The sequence below is a fragment of the Variovorax sp. J2L1-78 genome, assembly GCF_030317205.1.
In the GTDB taxonomy this organism is placed as follows: Bacteria; Pseudomonadota; Gammaproteobacteria; order Burkholderiales; family Burkholderiaceae_C; genus Variovorax; species Variovorax arabinosiphilus.
This window is the reverse complement of the sequence record NZ_JASZYB010000001.1, coordinates 2,313,431-2,329,128: the sequence shown is the minus strand read 5'-3', so window position 1 is coordinate 2,329,128 and position 15,698 is coordinate 2,313,431. Positions and strand designations below refer to the sequence as shown.

The following is a 15,698-nucleotide window of genomic DNA, read 5'->3' as shown; positions in this document are numbered from 1 at the left end:
CCGCATTCCCCTCCACCGCACTCACACACGGAAAACCACAATGAGCCGCCATTTCGGAGAGATCCGCCAGCTGGGCTATGTCGTGCACGACATCGAAGCCGCTATGGACTACTGGAGCAAGACGCTGGGCGTCGGCCCCTGGTACTACAACCCCAAGGTGCCGATCGTGAACTACCGGTACGACGGCCAGTCGTACGAGCCGCACAACTCGGTGGCGCTCGCCAACTCGGGCTTCGTGCAGGTCGAACTGATCCAGACGCGCAACGACGTGCCCTCGATGTACCGCGACTTCCTGCAGGCCGGCCGCACCGGGCTGCAGCACGTCGCCTACTGGACGGAAAGCTATGACGCCGACGTCGAGCGCCTGCTCGAGCAGGGCTTCAAGCCCAAGATGAGCGGCGAGGTCGGCGCGCGCGGGCGCTTCATCTACTTCGACACCGAGTACCACCCGGGCACGGTGATCGAGCTGTCGGAAGTCGCCGGCCCCAAGGGCCGGATGTTCGACCTGATCCGCGAAACCTCCAAGACCTGGGACGGCGCCACCGACCCGGTGCGCCCCTTCCCCGATCTCTCGAAGCTGTGAGCGCGATGGCCACCGAACGCATCCGCGCCAGCTACCTGATCGAGACGCCCGAGCCGCCCGAGAAGGTGGCCGAGGTGATGGCCGGCGAGCAGTCGTGCGGCACCTTCACGCGCGTCGAGGGCGAGACCGATGCGCTGCGGGCGCGGGCCCGCGCGACGGTCGAGTCGATCGTCGAACTCGAGTCCGTGAATGCGCCGAGCCTGCCCAACGCGCTGCTGGAGCGCAAGGGCACGCAGGGCCCGTGGCGGCGCGCGCGTGTCGAGATCTCCTTCCCGGTCGCCAACATCGGCGCCAACCTGCCGACGCTGGCCGCGACGGTGGCGGGCAATCTCTACGATTTGGGCGAGGTCAGCGGCCTGCGGCTGGAAACGGTGCATGTGCCCGCTGCGTACCGCGCTCGCTTCGAACTGCCGCGGGTCGGCATCGCGGGCACGCGCCGCGCCACCGGCGTGGCGAGCGGTGCACTGGTCGGCACCATCATCAAGCCGAACGTCGGCTTCTCGGCGGCCGAGACGGCCGAGCTGGTCGGCCGCCTCTGCGCGGCCGGCGTCGACTTCATCAAGGACGACGAGGTCTGCGCCGACCCCGACCACGCGCCGCTGGCCGAGCGCGTGCCGGCCGTGATGGCGGTGGTGCGTGCGCACCAGGCGCGCACCGGCAAGCACGTGATGGTGGCCTTCAACATCACCGACGAGACCGACGCCATGAAGCGCCACGCCGACCTGGTCGAGCGCGAGGGCGGCTCCTGCGTCATGGCCAGCCTCAACTGGTGCGGCCATTCCGCCATCCAGACGCTGCGCCGCCACACGCCGCTGGCGCTGCACGGCCATCGCAACGGCTTCGGCGCGCTGTCGCGCCACCCGTTGCTGGGCATATCCTTTCAGGCCTACCAGACGCTGTGGCGGCTGGCCGGCGTCGACCACATGCATGTGCACGGGCTGCAGGGCAAGTTCTCGCAGCCCGACGAGGAAGTCATTGCATCGGCGCAGGACTGCTTCACGCCGCTGGCCGAGGGTGTCGACGACCGCGTGATGCCGGCCTTCTCGTCCGGCCAGTGGGCCGGCACCGTGCCCGCGACCTGGTCCGCGATCGGCAGCGACGACCTGCTCTTCATGTCGGGCGGCGGCATCCTCGCGCACCCGCAGGGGCCGGCCGCGGGCGTGGCCAGCATCCGCCAGGCCTGGGCCGCCGCGCGTGCCGGCACGCCGCTGGACGAGGCGGCGCGCAGCGCGCCCGAGCTGGCCGCGGCGCTGGCCTTCTTCGGCCAGCGATGAGCGCGCCGACGCGCGTGGCACCGGCCATCGTCTACTACGGCGACGACTTCACCGGCGCCACCGACACGCTGGCGACCGGCGCGCGGGCCGGGCTGCGCACGCTGTTGTTCCTGCGCGTGCCGACGCCGGCGCAGCTCGACGCGGCGGGTGCGCTCGACTGCATCGGCATCGCCGGCGCGGCGCGCTCGATGGCGCCCGATGAGATGCGCGCCGAGCTCGCGCCGGTGGCCGCGCTGTTCCGCCGCCTCGGCGCGCGCGTGCTGCACTACAAGACCTGCTCGACCTTCGACAGCGCGCCCGAGGTGGGCAGCATCGGCGTCGCCATCGACACGCTGCGGCCGGCGGTCGACGCGCCGTGGACCGCCATCGTCGGCGGCCAGCCGGACCTGGAGCGCTACTGCCTGTTCGGCCACCTCTTCGCCGCGGCAGGCAGCGGTGGCGAGGTGCACCGCATCGATCGCCACCCGACGATGAGCCGGCACCCGGTCACGCCGATGCACGAGGCCGATCTGCGTCGTCACCTCGCCTTGCAGGGCCTGGTCGATGTGCGTTCGCTGCCCTACCCGCAGTACGCGCAGGGCTTCGAGGCCTGGCGCGCGCCGGCCTCCGGCGCGGTGCTGTTCGACGTGGCCGAGAACGCGCATCTGCAGGCCATCGGCCGCGTGCTGTGGGCGCAGGCCGAGGCGGCCTCGCTGCTCGCCGTCGGCCCCAGCAGCGTGGTGCAGGCCCTGGCGCCGCAACTGGCGACGGCACCGCACACGCCCGCCCGGGTGGCGCCGGCGCGTGGCCCGGTGCTGGTGCTGGCCGGCAGCCTGTCGCCGGTCACGGCGCGGCAGGTCGCGGCGGCCCGGTCCTTCGAGACGGTGTGGCTCGACCCGCAGCGGCTGGTGATCGATGCGCGCGCGCGCACCGAGGCGATCGGCCGCGTCGCCGCCCTGCTGGCACAGGGCCGCCACGTGCTCGCCTGCACCGTGCGGCCGGGTGCGGCACCCGCGTCCGACACCGGCGTGTCGGCACGTGCGCTCGCGCGGGCCGGTGGCGAGCTGCTGGCCGGCGTGCTGTCGTCCGTGGCGCTGTCGCGCGTCGGCGTCGCCGGCGGCGACACCTCCAGCCATGCGGTGCAGGCGCTCGATGCCTGGGGCCTGTCGTACCGTGCGTCGCTGGCGCCGGGCGTCGCCCTGTGCCGTCTGCACAGCGAATCGCCGGGCCTCGACGGCCTGGAGATCGCGCTCAAGGGCGGCCAGATGGGCGGCGAGGACTTCTTCGAGCGGCTGGTGCACGGCAACGCCTGAGTCCGGCCGCCCAGCCCCGCTGGCGCGAACGCGCGCGTGATAGCGTCGCGCCCGTGAAAAAACGCATCCCCTCTTTCCTGCGCCACGTCGGCCCGGGCGTCGTCACCGGTGCCGCTGACGACGATCCCTCCGGCATCGCCACCTACACCCAGGCCGGCGCGCAGTTCGGCACCGGCCTGCTGTGGACCGTGTTCCTCTCGCTGCCCTTCATGATCGCTATCCAGATGGTGTCGGCGCGCATCGGCCGGGTCACGGGCCAGGGCGTGGCGGCCAACTTGCGCGACCACATGCCGCGCTGGTTGCTGCTGGGGCTGGTCGGGCTGCTGGTGATCGCGAACACCATCAACATCGCCGCGGACATCGGTGCCATGGGCGAGGCGCTGCAGCTGGTGGTCGGCGGCGGCCAGCACTTCCACTCGCTGGCGTTCGGCGCAGTGACCGTGCTGCTGCAGGTCTTCGTGCCGTACCGGCGGCTGGCGCACATCCTCAAGTGGCTCACGCTCACCCTGTTCGCCTATGTGGCGGCGGTGTTCGTGGTGGATGTGCCCTGGGGCCGCGTGCTGCACGACCTCGTCGTGCCGAAGCTGCAGTGGCGCAGCGACTACTGGATGATGATCGTGGCGCTGCTGGGCACGACCATCTCGCCCTATCTCTTCTTCTGGCAGGCCTCGCAGGAGGTCGAGGAGTTGCGCCAGAAGGGTGGCCGACGCGGCAGCGACGCCGAGGTCTGGCGGGCTCTGCGCCGCGTGAAGCTCGACACCTGGATCGGCATGATCTTCTCGAACGCCATCGCCTTCTTCGTGATGGTGGTGGGCGGCGCGGTGCTGTTCAAGGCCGGCATCCACGACGTCACGTCGGCGGCGCAGGCCGCCGAAGCCCTGCGGCCGCTGGCCGGCGACTTCGCCTTCTGGCTCTTTGCGGGCGGCATCATCGCCACCGGCCTGCTGGCCGTGCCGGTGCTGGCCTCGTCGGCGGCCTACGCGGTGGCCGAGGCCTTCGGCTGGGAAGAGGGGCTGGAGCGCCACTGGCACGAGGCGAAGAGGTTCTACGCCATCATCGGCATCGCCACCCTGGCCGGCACCGCGCTCGACTTCACGCCGGTCGACCCGATGAAGGCGCTCTACTGGAGCGCCGTCATCAATGGCGTGGTCGCCGTGCCGATCATGGCGGCCATGATGATGCTGGTGGCCCGCGAGAAGGTGATGGGCGCCTTCGTCGCCAGCCGCCGCACCCGCTGGCTGGGCTGGGTCGGCACCGCGCTGATGGGTTTCGCGGTGCTGATGATGCTGCGCGACGTGGTCGCGTAGCGCGCGGGGCTCAGGGCTGGGGCTTGAAGAAGGCCGTCGGCACCATCAGGCGGGTTTCCTGCGACACCAGGTAGGCCGCTTCGGCGCTCTTGTCGAGGTAGCCGGCCCAGGCCGGGTCGCGCTGCATGGCGGCGCGCTTGGCCGCACGGTCGGCCGCGTCGGCGAACACCCAGATGTGCGTGTAGCTGTTGACGTTGCCGGTCTCGGTCTGCAGGTAGGCCAGCGGCTCGCCGAGGTGGCGGCGCTGCGTGTCGTAGCCGTGCTCGGCGTAGAGGGCCAGGTGGCGCTTGAGGGTGCCGGGGCGGCAGGTGTACGTGCGGACGTCGTAGAGCATGGTTTCCTTGGGGGCAAAGGCAGAGTTGAAATCAGTCGGCGGTGGCGCCGGAGCGTTCCACCAGCGCGCCCCAACGCGTCACTTCCTGGGCGACGAAGGGCTGGAAGGCTTCGTGGCGGTCGCCGATCGGGTCGGCGCCGAGCTCCTTGAGGCGGGCCTGCACGGCCGGGTCGGCCACGGCCTGGGCGATGGAGGCCGACAGTTTGGCGACGATCGGTGCCGGCGTGCCGGCCGGCGCGAACAGGCCGAACCACGAGCGCGTGTCCATCTGCGGATAGCCGGACTCGGCAAAGGTCGGCACGTTGGGCAGGTTGGGGCGCCGCGCCTTGCCGGTGACGGCCAGCGGGCGCAGCTTGCCGGCCTGCACCTGCGACAGCACTTCGGGGAGGTTGGCGAACATCGCCTGCACCTGGCCGCCGATCAGGTCGGTCTGGGCCACGGCGCCGCCCTTGTACGGCACGTGCAGCATGCGGGCGCCGACGATGGTGTTGAACTGCTCGCCGGCCAGGTGCGACGCGGTGCCGGTCCCGCCGGAGGCGAAGTTGAGCTTGTCGCCTTGCGCCTTGGCCAGGGCCGCGAACTCGGCGGCATTGCGTGCCGACACGCCGGGGTTCACCACCAGCACCAGCGGCACCGAGGCCAGGTTCGACAGGCCGACGAAGTCCTTCGTCAGGCTGTAGTCGAGCTTCTTGTAGAGCGTCGCGTTGATGGCGTGGCTGGAAGTCGCCATCAGGATCGTGTACCCGTCGGGTGCGGCGCGTGCCACCGCCACCGCACCGATGTTGCCGTTGGCGCCGGCCTTGTTGTCGACCACGACCGGCTGGCCCAGCTGGTCGGCCACCTTCTGACCCACCACGCGTGCGATCACGTCGGTGGCACCGCCGGCGGCGAAGGGCACGATGATCTTGATCGGCCGCGACGGGAAGTCGGCGGGGGCTTGGGCGTGGGCCGTGGCCAGCGCGCAGGCGGCCAGCGCCGCGAGGGCCGAGGCCCGCAGCAAGGTGTTCATTTTTTGTCTCCTGGATGTTGTCGCTGAGGATGCGTCAACTCTAGGCAGGCTCGTCCGTCGGGTGGTAGGACGATTGGGAGCGTGCGTGGTACTTTTCGACCGCGCCGACTAGGGGCTTACCCTGGCCCCGCGTAGCGCTTCTTGAATTCGCCCGGCGTCAGCGCCGTGTGCTTCTTGAAGAAGCGGCCGAAGTAGGCATGGTCCTCGAAGCGCAGGTGGAAGGCGATCTCGGCGACGCCCATGTCGGTGTTGCTCAGCAGGCGTTTGGCTTCGAGCACCAGCCGCTCCTGCACCAGCAGCCCGGCCGTCTTGCCCAGCGTGCGCTTGACCGCGTCGTTGAGCTGCCGCTCCGTCACGTGCAGGCGCTCGGCGTAGTCGCGCAGCGGGCCGAAGTCGAGGTAGTGCTGGTCGATCAGCAGCTTGAAGCGTTTGGTGAGCGAATGGCTTTGCGGCGACGCGCCCTCGCGCGTGGTTTCCGGGTACAGCCGGCGCAGCCGCGTTAGCAGCACCAGGAGGTAGGAGCGCACGATGTCCAGGCGCGCCTCGGCCCGGCCGAGCATTTCCTTTTCCATCTCGAGCAGCAGCGGCAGCAGCGCGTCGTGCTGCGCCTGTTCGAGGTAGAGCACCGGCGCATCGGAGGCGACATGGAAGAAGGGGTACTGCGCGATCTCGTCGGAGCGCGGGAACATCTGCACGAAGAATTCGGTGCTGAAGTTGATGACGAAGCCCTTGGGCTGCACCGTCGAAGCCCAGGCGTGCAACTGGCCGGGGGAGACGAAAAACACCGCGTTGGCGCGTGCCTCGAAGCTCTCGAAATCCAGCAGGTGCGTGCCGGCCGCTTCGCTCATCCACAGCAGGTGGTAGTAGTTGTGGCGGTGCGGAAAGCCGCGCGGGATGTCGGGCCGGTCTTCCAGCCGCACCAGGTCGAAATAGAACGCCCCTTCCTCACCGCTGAAGTCGGAGCTGTCGAAGATCGGGAAGTCGGGAGCGGTCACGGCGGCCAGGGAGCGAGAAAAGCCATTCTAGGAGGACGCCCTCGCCGGGCGAGGTGGCGCATGGCGCGACAATTGCTCTGCCTCCACCGGCCCCGGACGTGGCATCTGGGCGGACCCGCCGCACCTGTATAGGCACTATCGGCGCAGTGGTATGAATGCGGTCCACCCAGCCCTTAAGTTCCAGTGTCGGCGGATGCCGCCCCCAACAAAGAACGAGCCAGCCAGCGAACATGAGCCTTCCCCCGATGACCTCTCCCATCCGCTTCTTCCACCAGGGCCGCACGGTCGAGGTGGCGGGCGTGCATCCCACGCGCTCGGTGCTCGACTGGCTGCGCGAGGACGCCCACTGCACCGGCACCAAGGAAGGGTGCAACGAGGGCGATTGCGGTGCGTGCACGGTGGTGGTCGGCGAACTGGCGGCCGAGGGTGCGCCGGGCGCTGTCGGGGGCCTGACGCTGCAGACGGTCAATGCCTGCATCCAGTTCCTGCCGACGTTGCACGGCAAGGCGCTCTTCACGGTGGAAGACTTGAAGAGCGGCCTGCTCAACGACGGCGGCAAGGCGCACGATGCGCGACGCCACGACAAGCATCCGGTGCAGTGCCTGCACCCGGTCCAGCAGGCGATGGTCGACTGCCATGGTTCGCAGTGCGGTTTCTGCACCCCCGGCTTCGTGATGTCGCTCTGGTCGAGCTACGAGCACCACCGCGCCGCCGGCAGCGTGCCGACGCGCCAGCAACTGGCCGACGACCTGTCGGGCAACCTGTGCCGCTGCACCGGCTACCGGCCGATCCTCGACGCCGGCCAGCGCATGTTCGACCTGCCGCCGATGCAGCTGGACACGCAGCCGGTGGTGCAGGCGCTGACGCAGCTGCAGCGCGAGGGCGGTTTCGACTATGCCGCGGCCCGCGACGGCCGCACCGACCATTTCCATGCGCCGAAGACACTCGACGACCTCGCCGCGCTGCGCGAGCGCAAACCCCAAGCCCGCTTGCTGGCCGGCTCGACCGACATCGGCCTGTGGGTCAACAAGCAGTTTCGCGACGTCGGTGACCTGATCTACATCGGCGACGTGGCCGAGCTGAAGACCGTCGAGGCGCGCGGCGACACGCTGCACATCGGCGCCGGTGCTTCGCTCGAAGGCGCCTGGCGCGCCCTGGCGCAGCGCGCGCCCGCGCTCACCGACGTCTGGCTGCGCTTCGCCTCGCCGCCGATCCGGCATGCCGGCACCATGGGCGGCAACGTGGCCAACGGCTCGCCCATCGGCGATTCGCCGCCGGTGCTGATGGCGCTCGATGCGCAGATCGTGCTGCGGCGCGGGGCGCAGGTGCGCCGCCTGCCGCTGACCGACTTCTACGTCGACTACATGAAGAACGAACTGGCGTCGGGCGAGTTCGTCCAGGGGCTGGAGGTGCCGCTGGCCTCGCTGCAGCGTCAGGTGCGGGCGTACAAGATCAGCAAGCGCTTCGACTGCGACATCTCGGCGCTGTGCGGTGGCTTCGCGCTGGCGCTCGATGGCGAGGTGGTGAAGGAGGTGCGGCTGGCCTTCGGCGGCATGGCCGGCATCGTCAAGCGCGCCGCGAAGGCCGAGGCGGCACTGGTCGGCCAGCCCTGGACGCAGGCCTCCGTGAATGCGGCGAAGCAGGCACTGGCCGACGACTTCCAGCCGCTGTCGGACATGCGTGCCTCGGCCGGCTACCGGCTGCAGGTGGCGCAGAACCTCGTCCAGCGCCTGTGGCTCGAAACCCGCACGGCCGATGCGCTGCCGCCGGACGCCACCAGCGTGTGGAGCGTGATGCCGCACGACGTGCTGCCAGTTGTCCAGGGAGCGTGACATGAACAAGCCCATCGACATCGCGCTGCTCCAACCCGTGGAGCCCTTCGCCGACTACCAGGCCAACATCGCCGCACGCATCGACCGCGGGGCTGAGGCCAAGGCGCAGGACGGCGGGGCGCGCGTCGGCATCAGCCGGCCGCACGAATCGGCGGCGCTGCACGTGGCCGGCGAGGCCACCTACATCGACGACATCCCCGAGTTGCGCGGCACGCTGCATGGCGCGCTGGGCCTGTCGCCGGTGGCCAACGGCGTTCTCAAGAGCATGGACCTCGATGTGCTGCGCGCCCTGCCCGGCGTGGTGGCGGTGCTGTCGGCCGAGGACATCCCGGGCAGCAACGACTGCGGTTCGATCGTCCACGACGACCCCATCCTCTGCAGCGGTGAGATCCGCTACCTCGGCCAGCCGGTGTTCGCCGTGATCGCGCAGACCCGCGAGGTGGCCCGCCGCGTCGCCGCACGCGCCAAGGAGGTGCTGACGATCGAGGCCGCCCCGCCGGTGCTGACGCCGCAGGACGCGCACGCCAAGGGCCAGTACGTGGTGCCGCCGATGCACCTGGTGCGCAGCGAGAGCACGCCGGGCGGCGACGAGCAGGCGGCGGTGCGCGCGGCCATCGCCGCCGCGCCGCACCGGCTGAAGGACACGCTGGAGGTCGGCGGCCAGGAGCAGTTCTACCTGGAAGGCCAGATCAGCTACGCCATCCCGAAGGAGGGCGGCGGCATGCACGTGCACTGCTCGACCCAGCACCCGACCGAGATGCAGCACCTGGTGTCGCACGCGCTGCACCTCAACGCCAACGAGGTGCATGTCGAATGCCGGCGCATGGGCGGCGGATTCGGCGGCAAGGAATCGCAGTCGGGCCTGTTCGCCTGCGTGGCGGCGGTGGCGGCGGCCAAGCTCAAGCGCCCGGTCAAGTTGCGGCTGGACCGCGACGACGACTTCCTGGTCACCGGCCGGCGCCACTGCTTCTGGTACGACTACGAGGTCGGCTACGACGACGAAGGCCGGCTGCTCGGCGCGGAGATCACCATGGTCACGCGCGCCGGCCATTCGGCCGACCTCTCGGGGCCGGTGATGACCCGCGCGCTGTGCCACTTCGACAACGCCTACTGGATGCCCGAGGTCGCGATCCATGGCTATTCGGGCAAGACCAACACCCAGAGCAACACGGCCTTCCGCGGCTTCGGCGGGCCGCAGGGCGCGATCGCGGTGGAGAACATCCTCGACACCGTGGCGCGCCGGCTGGGCCGCGACCCGCTCGAGGTGCGGCGCATCAACTTCTACGGCAAGGACGAGCGCAACGTCACGCCCTACGCCCAGGTCGTGACCGACAACATCGTCCACGAACTGGTGGGCGAACTCGAGGCCAGCAGCGACTACCGCGCGCGGCGCGACGCCATCGCGGCCTACAACGCGCGCAGCCCCGTGCTCAAGCGCGGCATCGCGCTGGCGCCGCTGAAGTTCGGCATCTCCTTCAACGTGCCGCACTTCAACCAGGCCGGTGCGCTGGTGCATGTCTACAACGACGGCTCGGTGCTGGTGAACCATGGCGGCACCGAGATGGGCCAGGGCCTGAACACCAAGGTCGCGCAGGTGGTGGCGCACGAGCTGGGCGTGAGCTTCGAGTGCGTGCGCGCCACGGCCACCGACACGACCAAGGTTGCGAACACCTCGGCCACGGCCGCGTCGACCGGTGCCGACCTGAACGGCAAGGCCGCGCAGGATGCGGCACGCCGCATTCGCGAACGTCTCGCGGCCTGTGCCGCCGCGCGCCACGGCGGCGATGCGGCCGACGTGCGCTTCGCCAACGACAAGGTCGAGGTCAACGGCCGCACCCTGGGCTTCGCGACGCTGGTGGGCGAGGCCTACCTCGACCGCGTGCAGCTGTGGTCCGACGGCTTCTATTCGACGCCCGGCCTCAGCTGGGACCGCGACACGCTCAAGGGCCGGCCGTTCTACTACTACGCCTACGGCGCGGCGGTGAGCGAGGTCGTCGTCGACACGCTGACCGGCGAATGGAAGCTGCTGCGCGCCGACATCCTGCACGATGCCGGCAAGTCGCTCAACCCGGCCATCGACATCGGACAGGTCGAGGGCGCCTTCATCCAGGGCATGGGGTGGCTCACCACCGAAGAACTGGTGTGGCATCCGCAGAGCGGCAAGCTGACGACGCACGCGCCGAGCACCTACAAGATCCCGACGGCCAACGACTGCCCGCCGGTCTTCAACGTCAAGCTGTTCGAAGGGCCGAACTTCGAGGACTCCATCCACCGCAGCAAGGCCGTGGGCGAACCGCCCCTGCTGCTGCCGTTCTCGGTCTTCTTCGCGATCCGCGACGCGGTGTCGGCGGCCGGCGATCACCGGGTCGACCCGCCGCTGCGCGCACCGGCGACCAGCGAGGCGATCCTGAATGCGATCACGGCGGTGCAGGCGGGGGCCTGAGCGGCGGTATAACGCTGCGCATCCCCCACACCGTGGCGCCGCATGCGTGACCAAGCCCTTTTCGACAAGATCGATCTCCACCTCATCCGGGTCCTCCACACCGTGCTGACCGAACGCAGCGTCTCGCGCGCCGCCATCCGCCTGGGCATGTACCAGCCGGCGGTGTCGTCCGCGCTCAAGCGGCTGCGCGAGCTGTCGGGCGACCCGCTGCTGGTGCGCTCCGGCTCGGGCATGGTGCCCACCGACGCGGCGCTGCGGATGATCGAGCCCACGGCGAGCATCCTGCGCTCGGCCGAGGTGCTGTTCAGCGACGCGCGTGGCTTCGATCCGCAGACCGCCACCAACACCTTCCGCATCGCCGCGAGCGACTACCTCGACCCGCTCTTCCTGCCGATGTTCGTGACGCAGGTGAAGGAACAGGCGCCGCTGTGCCGCATCGAGATCCATCCGCTGTCGCCGGATTCGAACTACCACGCGCACCTGTCGCTCGGCCACATCGACCTGGTCATCGGCAACTGGCTCAAGCCGCCCGAGGACCTGCACATGGCGCGGCTCTTCGGCGACGAGATCGTGTCGCTGGTCGGTGCCGACCACCCCGCGGTGCGCCGCGGCTGGGACGCCGGCACCTGGCTGGCCGCCGAGCACATCGCGCCGACGCCGCTGCACCCCGGCGCGCGCGGCATCATCGACCAGATGCTCGATGCGCAGAGCCTGCAGCGCAACATCACGGTGCGCTGCGCGCACTTCGGGCTGATCCCGGACATGGTGGCATCGAGCTTGCTGGTGCTGACCACCGGCCGCCAGTATTGCGAGCGCTTCACCGGGCGGCTGCCGCTGAAGATCCTGCCTTGCCCCGTCGACTTTCCGCGCCTCATGTACTACCAGCTGTGGCACGAGCGCACCCATGCGTCGAGTTCGGCGCGCTGGCTGCGGGACCGCATCAAGTCGGTGGCGGCGTCGCTGCGCACGCCGGCAGGTGCTGCCAAGGACATCCATTGAGATCGATCGAATGACAACCCCACGACTCCAACTCGCGCACATCACAAAGCGCTACCCGGCGGTGGTGGCGAACAGCGACGTGTCGCTGATCGTCCAGCCGGGCGAAACGCATGCCGTCCTTGGCGAGAACGGCGCCGGCAAGTCGACGCTGATGAAGATCATCTACGGCTCGGTCAAGCCCGACGAGGGCAGCGTGACGTTCAACGGCCAGGCGGTGAACGTGCGCAACCCGCAGGAGGCACGCGCGCTGGGCATCAGCATGGTGTTCCAGCACTTCAGCCTGTTCGACACGTTGACCGTGGCCGAGAACGTCTGGCTCGGGCTCGACAAGCACCTGGCGCTGGCCGAGGTCACGCGGCGCATCACGGCCAAGGCGAGCGAGTACGGGCTCGACATCGATCCCTCGCGTCCGGTGCACACGCTGTCGGTCGGCGAGATGCAGCGCGTGGAGATCATCCGCGCGCTGCTCACCGACCCCAAGTTGCTGATCCTCGACGAGCCGACCTCGGTGCTCACGCCACAGGCCGTCACCAAGCTCTTCGTGGTGCTGAAGAAGCTGGCGTCCGAGGGCTGCAGCATCCTCTACATCAGCCACAAGCTGCACGAGATCCGCGAGCTGTGCACCGCCTGCACGGTGCTGCGCGGTGGCAAGGTCACGGGCGTGTGCAACCCGCAGAACGAAACGAACGAATCGCTGTCGCGCCTGATGATCGGCGCCGAGCCGCCGCCGTTGCAGCACCGCGAACTGAAAGCGGGCGCCGTGGCGCTGCGGGTCAAGAGCCTCTCGCTGGCGCGCGAGGACCAGTTCGGCGTCGACCTTGAAGGCGTGTCGCTCGACGTGCGCGCCGGCGAGGTCGTCGGCATCGCGGGGGTCTCGGGCAACGGCCAGAAGGAACTGCTCTATGCGCTCTCGGGCGAAGACACGCGTGCCGAGCCCGCCATGATCGAGGTCTTCGGCCAGGCGGCGGCGCGCTTCCGCCCGCGCAAGCGCCGTGCACTGGGCGTGCACTTCGTGCCGGAAGAGCGGCTGGGCCGCGGCGCGGTGCCGACGCTCGGGCTCGCGCACAACATGCTGCTCACGCGCAGCAATGCGGTCGGTGCCGGTGGATGGATCCGCACGGGGCAGCTCGCCAGGCATGCGAGCGAGATCATCCGCCGCTTCAACGTGAAGGCCGGCGGGCCGCAGTCGGCGGCGCGCTCGCTGTCGGGCGGCAACCTGCAGAAGTTCATCGTCGGCCGCGAGATCGATGCCAACCCCAAGCTCTTCATCGTGTCGCAGCCGACCTGGGGCGTGGACGTGGGCGCCGCGGCGCTCATCCGCAACGAGATCCTGGCGCTGCGCGACGCGGGCTGCGCGGTGCTGGTGGTGAGCGAGGAGCTCGACGAGCTGTTCGAGATCAGCGACCGTCTCTACGTGATCGCCAAGGGGCGGCTGTCGCCCTCGGTCGACCGGGCTGCGGCGACCGTGCCGCAGATCGGCGAATGGATGAGCGGGCTGTGGGATGCACCGCGCACCACCGCCCAGGAGATGGCCCATGCTTAAGCTCGAACCCCGCCCGCAGCTGTCGCGCTTCTGGAGCTACGGTTCGCCGATCCTGGCGCTGGTCATCACGGTGGTGATCGGCGTGGCGCTCTTCGCGCTGCTCGGCAAGGACCCGGTCAAGGGCCTGCTCGTCTTCTTCTGGGAGCCGATCAAGAGCGGCTATGCACTCGGCGAGCTGATGGTCAAGGCCACGCCGCTGCTCATCATCGCGCTGGGCCTAGCGGTGTGCTTCCGCTCCAACGTGTGGAACATCGGCGCCGAAGGGCAGTTCGTGATGGGCGCCATCGCGGCGGGCGGCGTGGCGCTGCTGGCCGACAAGGGCACCGGCCCGTGGATCGTGCTGCCGATCCTGATGGCCGGCATCCTGGGCGGCATGGTGTGGGCGGGCATCGTCGCCTTCCTGCGCGACACCTTCAACGCCAACGAGATTCTCGTGAGCCTGATGCTGGTGTACGTCGCGACGCTGCTGCTGGGCTACATGGTCTACGGGCCATGGAAGGACCCGATGGGCTACAACTTCCCGCAGACCAAGACCTTCGACGCGGTCACGCAGATCCCGCGGCTCATCAAGGGTTCGCGCGTGAGCATCGGGCTGATCGTCGCGCTGGTCGGCGCGGGCGCGCTGTGGATCTTCCTGTTCCGCACGCGGGCGGGCTTCGCGCAGCAGGTCGGCGGCCTCGCGCCGGCCGCCGCTCGCTACGCCGGCTTCTCGTCGCGCCGGGCGGTGTGGATCGCGCTGCTGACCTCGGGCGGTGCGGCGGGCCTGGCGGGCGCGCTCGAAGCCGCCGGCCCCATCGGCCAGCTCACGCCCTACGTGCCGGCCGGCTACGGCTTCGCGGCCATCATCGTGGCCTTCGTCGGGCGGCTGCATCCGGTGGGCATGATCTTCTCGGCCGTCCTGATGAGCATGTTCTACATCGGCGGCGAACTGGCGCAGTCGCGCCTGGGCCTGCCCAAGTCGCTCACCGGCGTGTTCCAGGGGCTGCTGCTGTTCTCGCTGCTGGCCTGCGACACGCTGATTGCCTACCGCATCCGCCGCAAGACCGCGGTCAAGGCCGTGCCCGCCGTGGCGAGCACGTCGTCGCTGCAGGCCAGCACGCCGTTGACCGCACCGGTCGCCAGAACCACCGAGGGGACTGTCTGATGGATTCGTACGCATTGCTCGTCGGCTCGGCGCTCAGCGCCGGCACCGTGCTCGCCATCGCCGCACTCGGTCTGCTCATCAACGAGAAGGCCGGCATCGTCAACCTCGGCGCCGAGGGCATGATGCTCTGCGCCGCCATCGCCGGTTTCGCGACCGTGGTGGTCACGCACAACCCCTGGCTCGGCTTCCTGGCCGGCATGGCAGCCGGTGCCGCGCTGGCGGCCATCTTCGGCGTGCTGGTGATCTGGCTCAACACCAACCAGTACGCGACTGGGCTGGCGCTCAGCCTGTTCGGCGTGGGCTTCTCGGCCTTCGTCGGCATCGGCTTCGTGCAAGCCAAGCTGCCCGAGAGCGTGTCCTATGCGATCCCGAAGCTGGCCGACATTCCGTTGCTCGGCCCGGCGTTCTTCCGGCACCACCCGATGGTGTACTTCGCCGTGGCGCTCACCGTCGGCCTGATCTGGTTCCTCTACCGCACGCGTGCCGGCCTGGTGTTGCGATCGGTGGGCGAGTCGCCGGAATCGGCGCATGCGCTGGGCTACCCGGTGCGGCGCATCCGCTTCATGGCGGTGGTCGCGGGCGGCGCGTTGTGCGGCCTGTCGGGCGCTTACCTGTCGACGGTCTACACGCCACTGTGGGTCGAAGGCATGGTGGCCGGCCGCGGCTGGATCGCCCTGGCGCTCACGACCTTCGCCACCTGGCGGCCGGTGCGCGTGCTGCTGGGCGCCTACCTGTTCGGCGGCGTGTCGATGCTGGGCTTCCACCTGCAGAGCACCGGGGTCGATGTGCCCAGCCAGTTCCTCAGCATGCTGCAGTACATCGCGCCGATCGTGGTGCTGGCGCTGATCTCGCGCAACCCCGCGTTCATCCGTATCAACATGCCGGCGTCCATTGGAAAGCCGTTCTACCCCGGCTCATAATCCCTTTTGCTTCCCGTTCCTGT

13 protein-coding genes are annotated in these 15,698 nt (G+C 69.7%); 10 read left to right on the top strand and 3 right to left on the bottom strand.

Features of this window, described 5'->3' with window-relative positions; genetic code table 11:
• The first annotated feature begins 40 nt into the window (after positions 1-40).
• Genes QTH86_RS11055 through QTH86_RS11040 form a run of 4 tightly spaced genes read left to right on the top strand, consistent with a single transcriptional unit; the run spans position 41 to position 4,456 of the window.
• Entirely contained in the window at positions 41-583 is a 543-nt protein-coding gene (locus QTH86_RS11055) for a VOC family protein (protein WP_286644642.1), read from the top strand.
• 5 nt (positions 584-588) lie between these two features.
• Positions 589-1,857 (top strand): ribulose-bisphosphate carboxylase large subunit family protein, encoded by a 1,269-nt coding sequence (locus QTH86_RS11050; RefSeq protein WP_286644643.1) that lies wholly within the window; start codon positions 589-591, stop codon positions 1,855-1,857.
• Positions 1,854-3,149, top strand: a complete 1,296-nt coding sequence (locus QTH86_RS11045; protein ID WP_286644644.1) for a four-carbon acid sugar kinase family protein — start codon at positions 1,854-1,856, stop codon at positions 3,147-3,149. Before QTH86_RS11050 ends, QTH86_RS11045 begins: the two co-directional genes overlap by 4 nt.
• Before the next feature lie 53 nt (positions 3,150-3,202).
• Complete coding sequence (locus QTH86_RS11040; RefSeq protein ID WP_286644645.1) at positions 3,203-4,456, top strand: Nramp family divalent metal transporter; 1,254 nt, start codon at positions 3,203-3,205, stop codon at positions 4,454-4,456.
• A 10-nt stretch (positions 4,457-4,466) separates the two neighbouring features.
• On the opposite strand, the gene QTH86_RS11035 is transcribed toward QTH86_RS11040, so the two are convergent.
• The 3 genes from QTH86_RS11035 to QTH86_RS11025 form a co-directional block, all read right to left on the bottom strand.
• Positions 4,467-4,790, bottom strand: a complete 324-nt coding sequence (locus QTH86_RS11035) for an NIPSNAP family protein (RefSeq protein ID WP_286644646.1) — start codon at positions 4,788-4,790, stop codon at positions 4,467-4,469.
• Between the two features lie 31 nt (positions 4,791-4,821).
• Entirely contained in the window at positions 4,822-5,799 is a 978-nt protein-coding gene (locus QTH86_RS11030; RefSeq protein ID WP_286644647.1) for a tripartite tricarboxylate transporter substrate binding protein, read from the bottom strand.
• A gap of 116 nt (positions 5,800-5,915) precedes the next feature.
• Positions 5,916-6,794, bottom strand: a complete 879-nt coding sequence (locus QTH86_RS11025; RefSeq protein ID WP_286644648.1) for a helix-turn-helix domain-containing protein — start codon at positions 6,792-6,794, stop codon at positions 5,916-5,918.
• Positions 6,795-7,024: 230 nt separating this feature from the next.
• Between QTH86_RS11025 and xdhA the strand changes: the two genes are divergently transcribed.
• From xdhA to QTH86_RS10995, 6 genes are read left to right on the top strand one after another with little or no spacing between them, the layout of a single operon-like run.
• Positions 7,025-8,626 carry a xanthine dehydrogenase small subunit gene (gene xdhA / locus QTH86_RS11020; RefSeq protein ID WP_286644649.1) on the top strand — a complete coding sequence of 534 codons (1,602 nt, stop codon included), beginning with the start codon at positions 7,025-7,027 and terminating at the stop codon, positions 8,624-8,626.
• A 1-nt stretch (position 8,627) separates the two neighbouring features.
• A complete protein-coding gene (gene xdhB / locus QTH86_RS11015; RefSeq protein WP_286644650.1) occupies positions 8,628-11,069 on the top strand; it encodes a xanthine dehydrogenase molybdopterin binding subunit in 2,442 nt (813 codons plus the stop codon).
• A gap of 42 nt (positions 11,070-11,111) precedes the next feature.
• Positions 11,112-12,068 carry a LysR family transcriptional regulator gene (locus QTH86_RS11010; protein ID WP_286644651.1) on the top strand — a complete coding sequence of 319 codons (957 nt, stop codon included), beginning with the start codon at positions 11,112-11,114 and terminating at the stop codon, positions 12,066-12,068.
• Between the two features lie 10 nt (positions 12,069-12,078).
• Positions 12,079-13,611 carry an ABC transporter ATP-binding protein gene (locus QTH86_RS11005; RefSeq protein ID WP_286644652.1) on the top strand — a complete coding sequence of 511 codons (1,533 nt, stop codon included), beginning with the start codon at positions 12,079-12,081 and terminating at the stop codon, positions 13,609-13,611.
• Positions 13,604-14,755 carry an ABC transporter permease gene (locus QTH86_RS11000; RefSeq protein ID WP_286644653.1) on the top strand — a complete coding sequence of 384 codons (1,152 nt, stop codon included), beginning with the start codon at positions 13,604-13,606 and terminating at the stop codon, positions 14,753-14,755. The genes QTH86_RS11005 and QTH86_RS11000 overlap by 8 nt, the downstream gene beginning before the upstream one ends.
• Positions 14,755-15,675 carry an ABC transporter permease gene (locus tag QTH86_RS10995; protein WP_286644654.1) on the top strand — a complete coding sequence of 307 codons (921 nt, stop codon included), beginning with the start codon at positions 14,755-14,757 and terminating at the stop codon, positions 15,673-15,675. Before QTH86_RS11000 ends, QTH86_RS10995 begins: the two co-directional genes overlap by 1 nt.
• The last annotated feature ends 23 nt before the right edge of the window (positions 15,676-15,698 follow it).

Bases quoted from the DNA above. Each gene is read 5' to 3' on its own strand.
- QTH86_RS11055 (WP_286644642.1), top strand. From the start codon at position 41: ATGAGCCGCCATTTCGGAGAGATCCGCCAGCTGGGCTATGTCGTGCAC.
- QTH86_RS11050 (WP_286644643.1), top strand. From the start codon at position 589: ATGGCCACCGAACGCATCCGCGCCAGCTACCTGATCGAGACGCCCGAG.
- QTH86_RS11045 (WP_286644644.1), top strand. From the start codon at position 1,854: ATGAGCGCGCCGACGCGCGTGGCACCGGCCATCGTCTACTACGGCGAC.
- QTH86_RS11035 (WP_286644646.1), bottom strand. From the start codon at position 4,790: ATGCTCTACGACGTCCGCACGTACACCTGCCGCCCCGGCACCCTCAAG.
- QTH86_RS11030 (WP_286644647.1), bottom strand. From the start codon at position 5,799: ATGAACACCTTGCTGCGGGCCTCGGCCCTCGCGGCGCTGGCCGCCTGC.
- xdhA (WP_286644649.1), top strand. From the start codon at position 7,025: ATGAGCCTTCCCCCGATGACCTCTCCCATCCGCTTCTTCCACCAGGGC.
- xdhB (WP_286644650.1), top strand. From the start codon at position 8,628: ATGAACAAGCCCATCGACATCGCGCTGCTCCAACCCGTGGAGCCCTTC.
- QTH86_RS11010 (WP_286644651.1), top strand. From the start codon at position 11,112: ATGCGTGACCAAGCCCTTTTCGACAAGATCGATCTCCACCTCATCCGG.
- QTH86_RS11005 (WP_286644652.1), top strand. From the start codon at position 12,079: ATGACAACCCCACGACTCCAACTCGCGCACATCACAAAGCGCTACCCG.
- QTH86_RS11000 (WP_286644653.1), top strand. From the start codon at position 13,604: ATGCTTAAGCTCGAACCCCGCCCGCAGCTGTCGCGCTTCTGGAGCTAC.
- QTH86_RS10995 (WP_286644654.1), top strand. From the start codon at position 14,755: ATGGATTCGTACGCATTGCTCGTCGGCTCGGCGCTCAGCGCCGGCACC.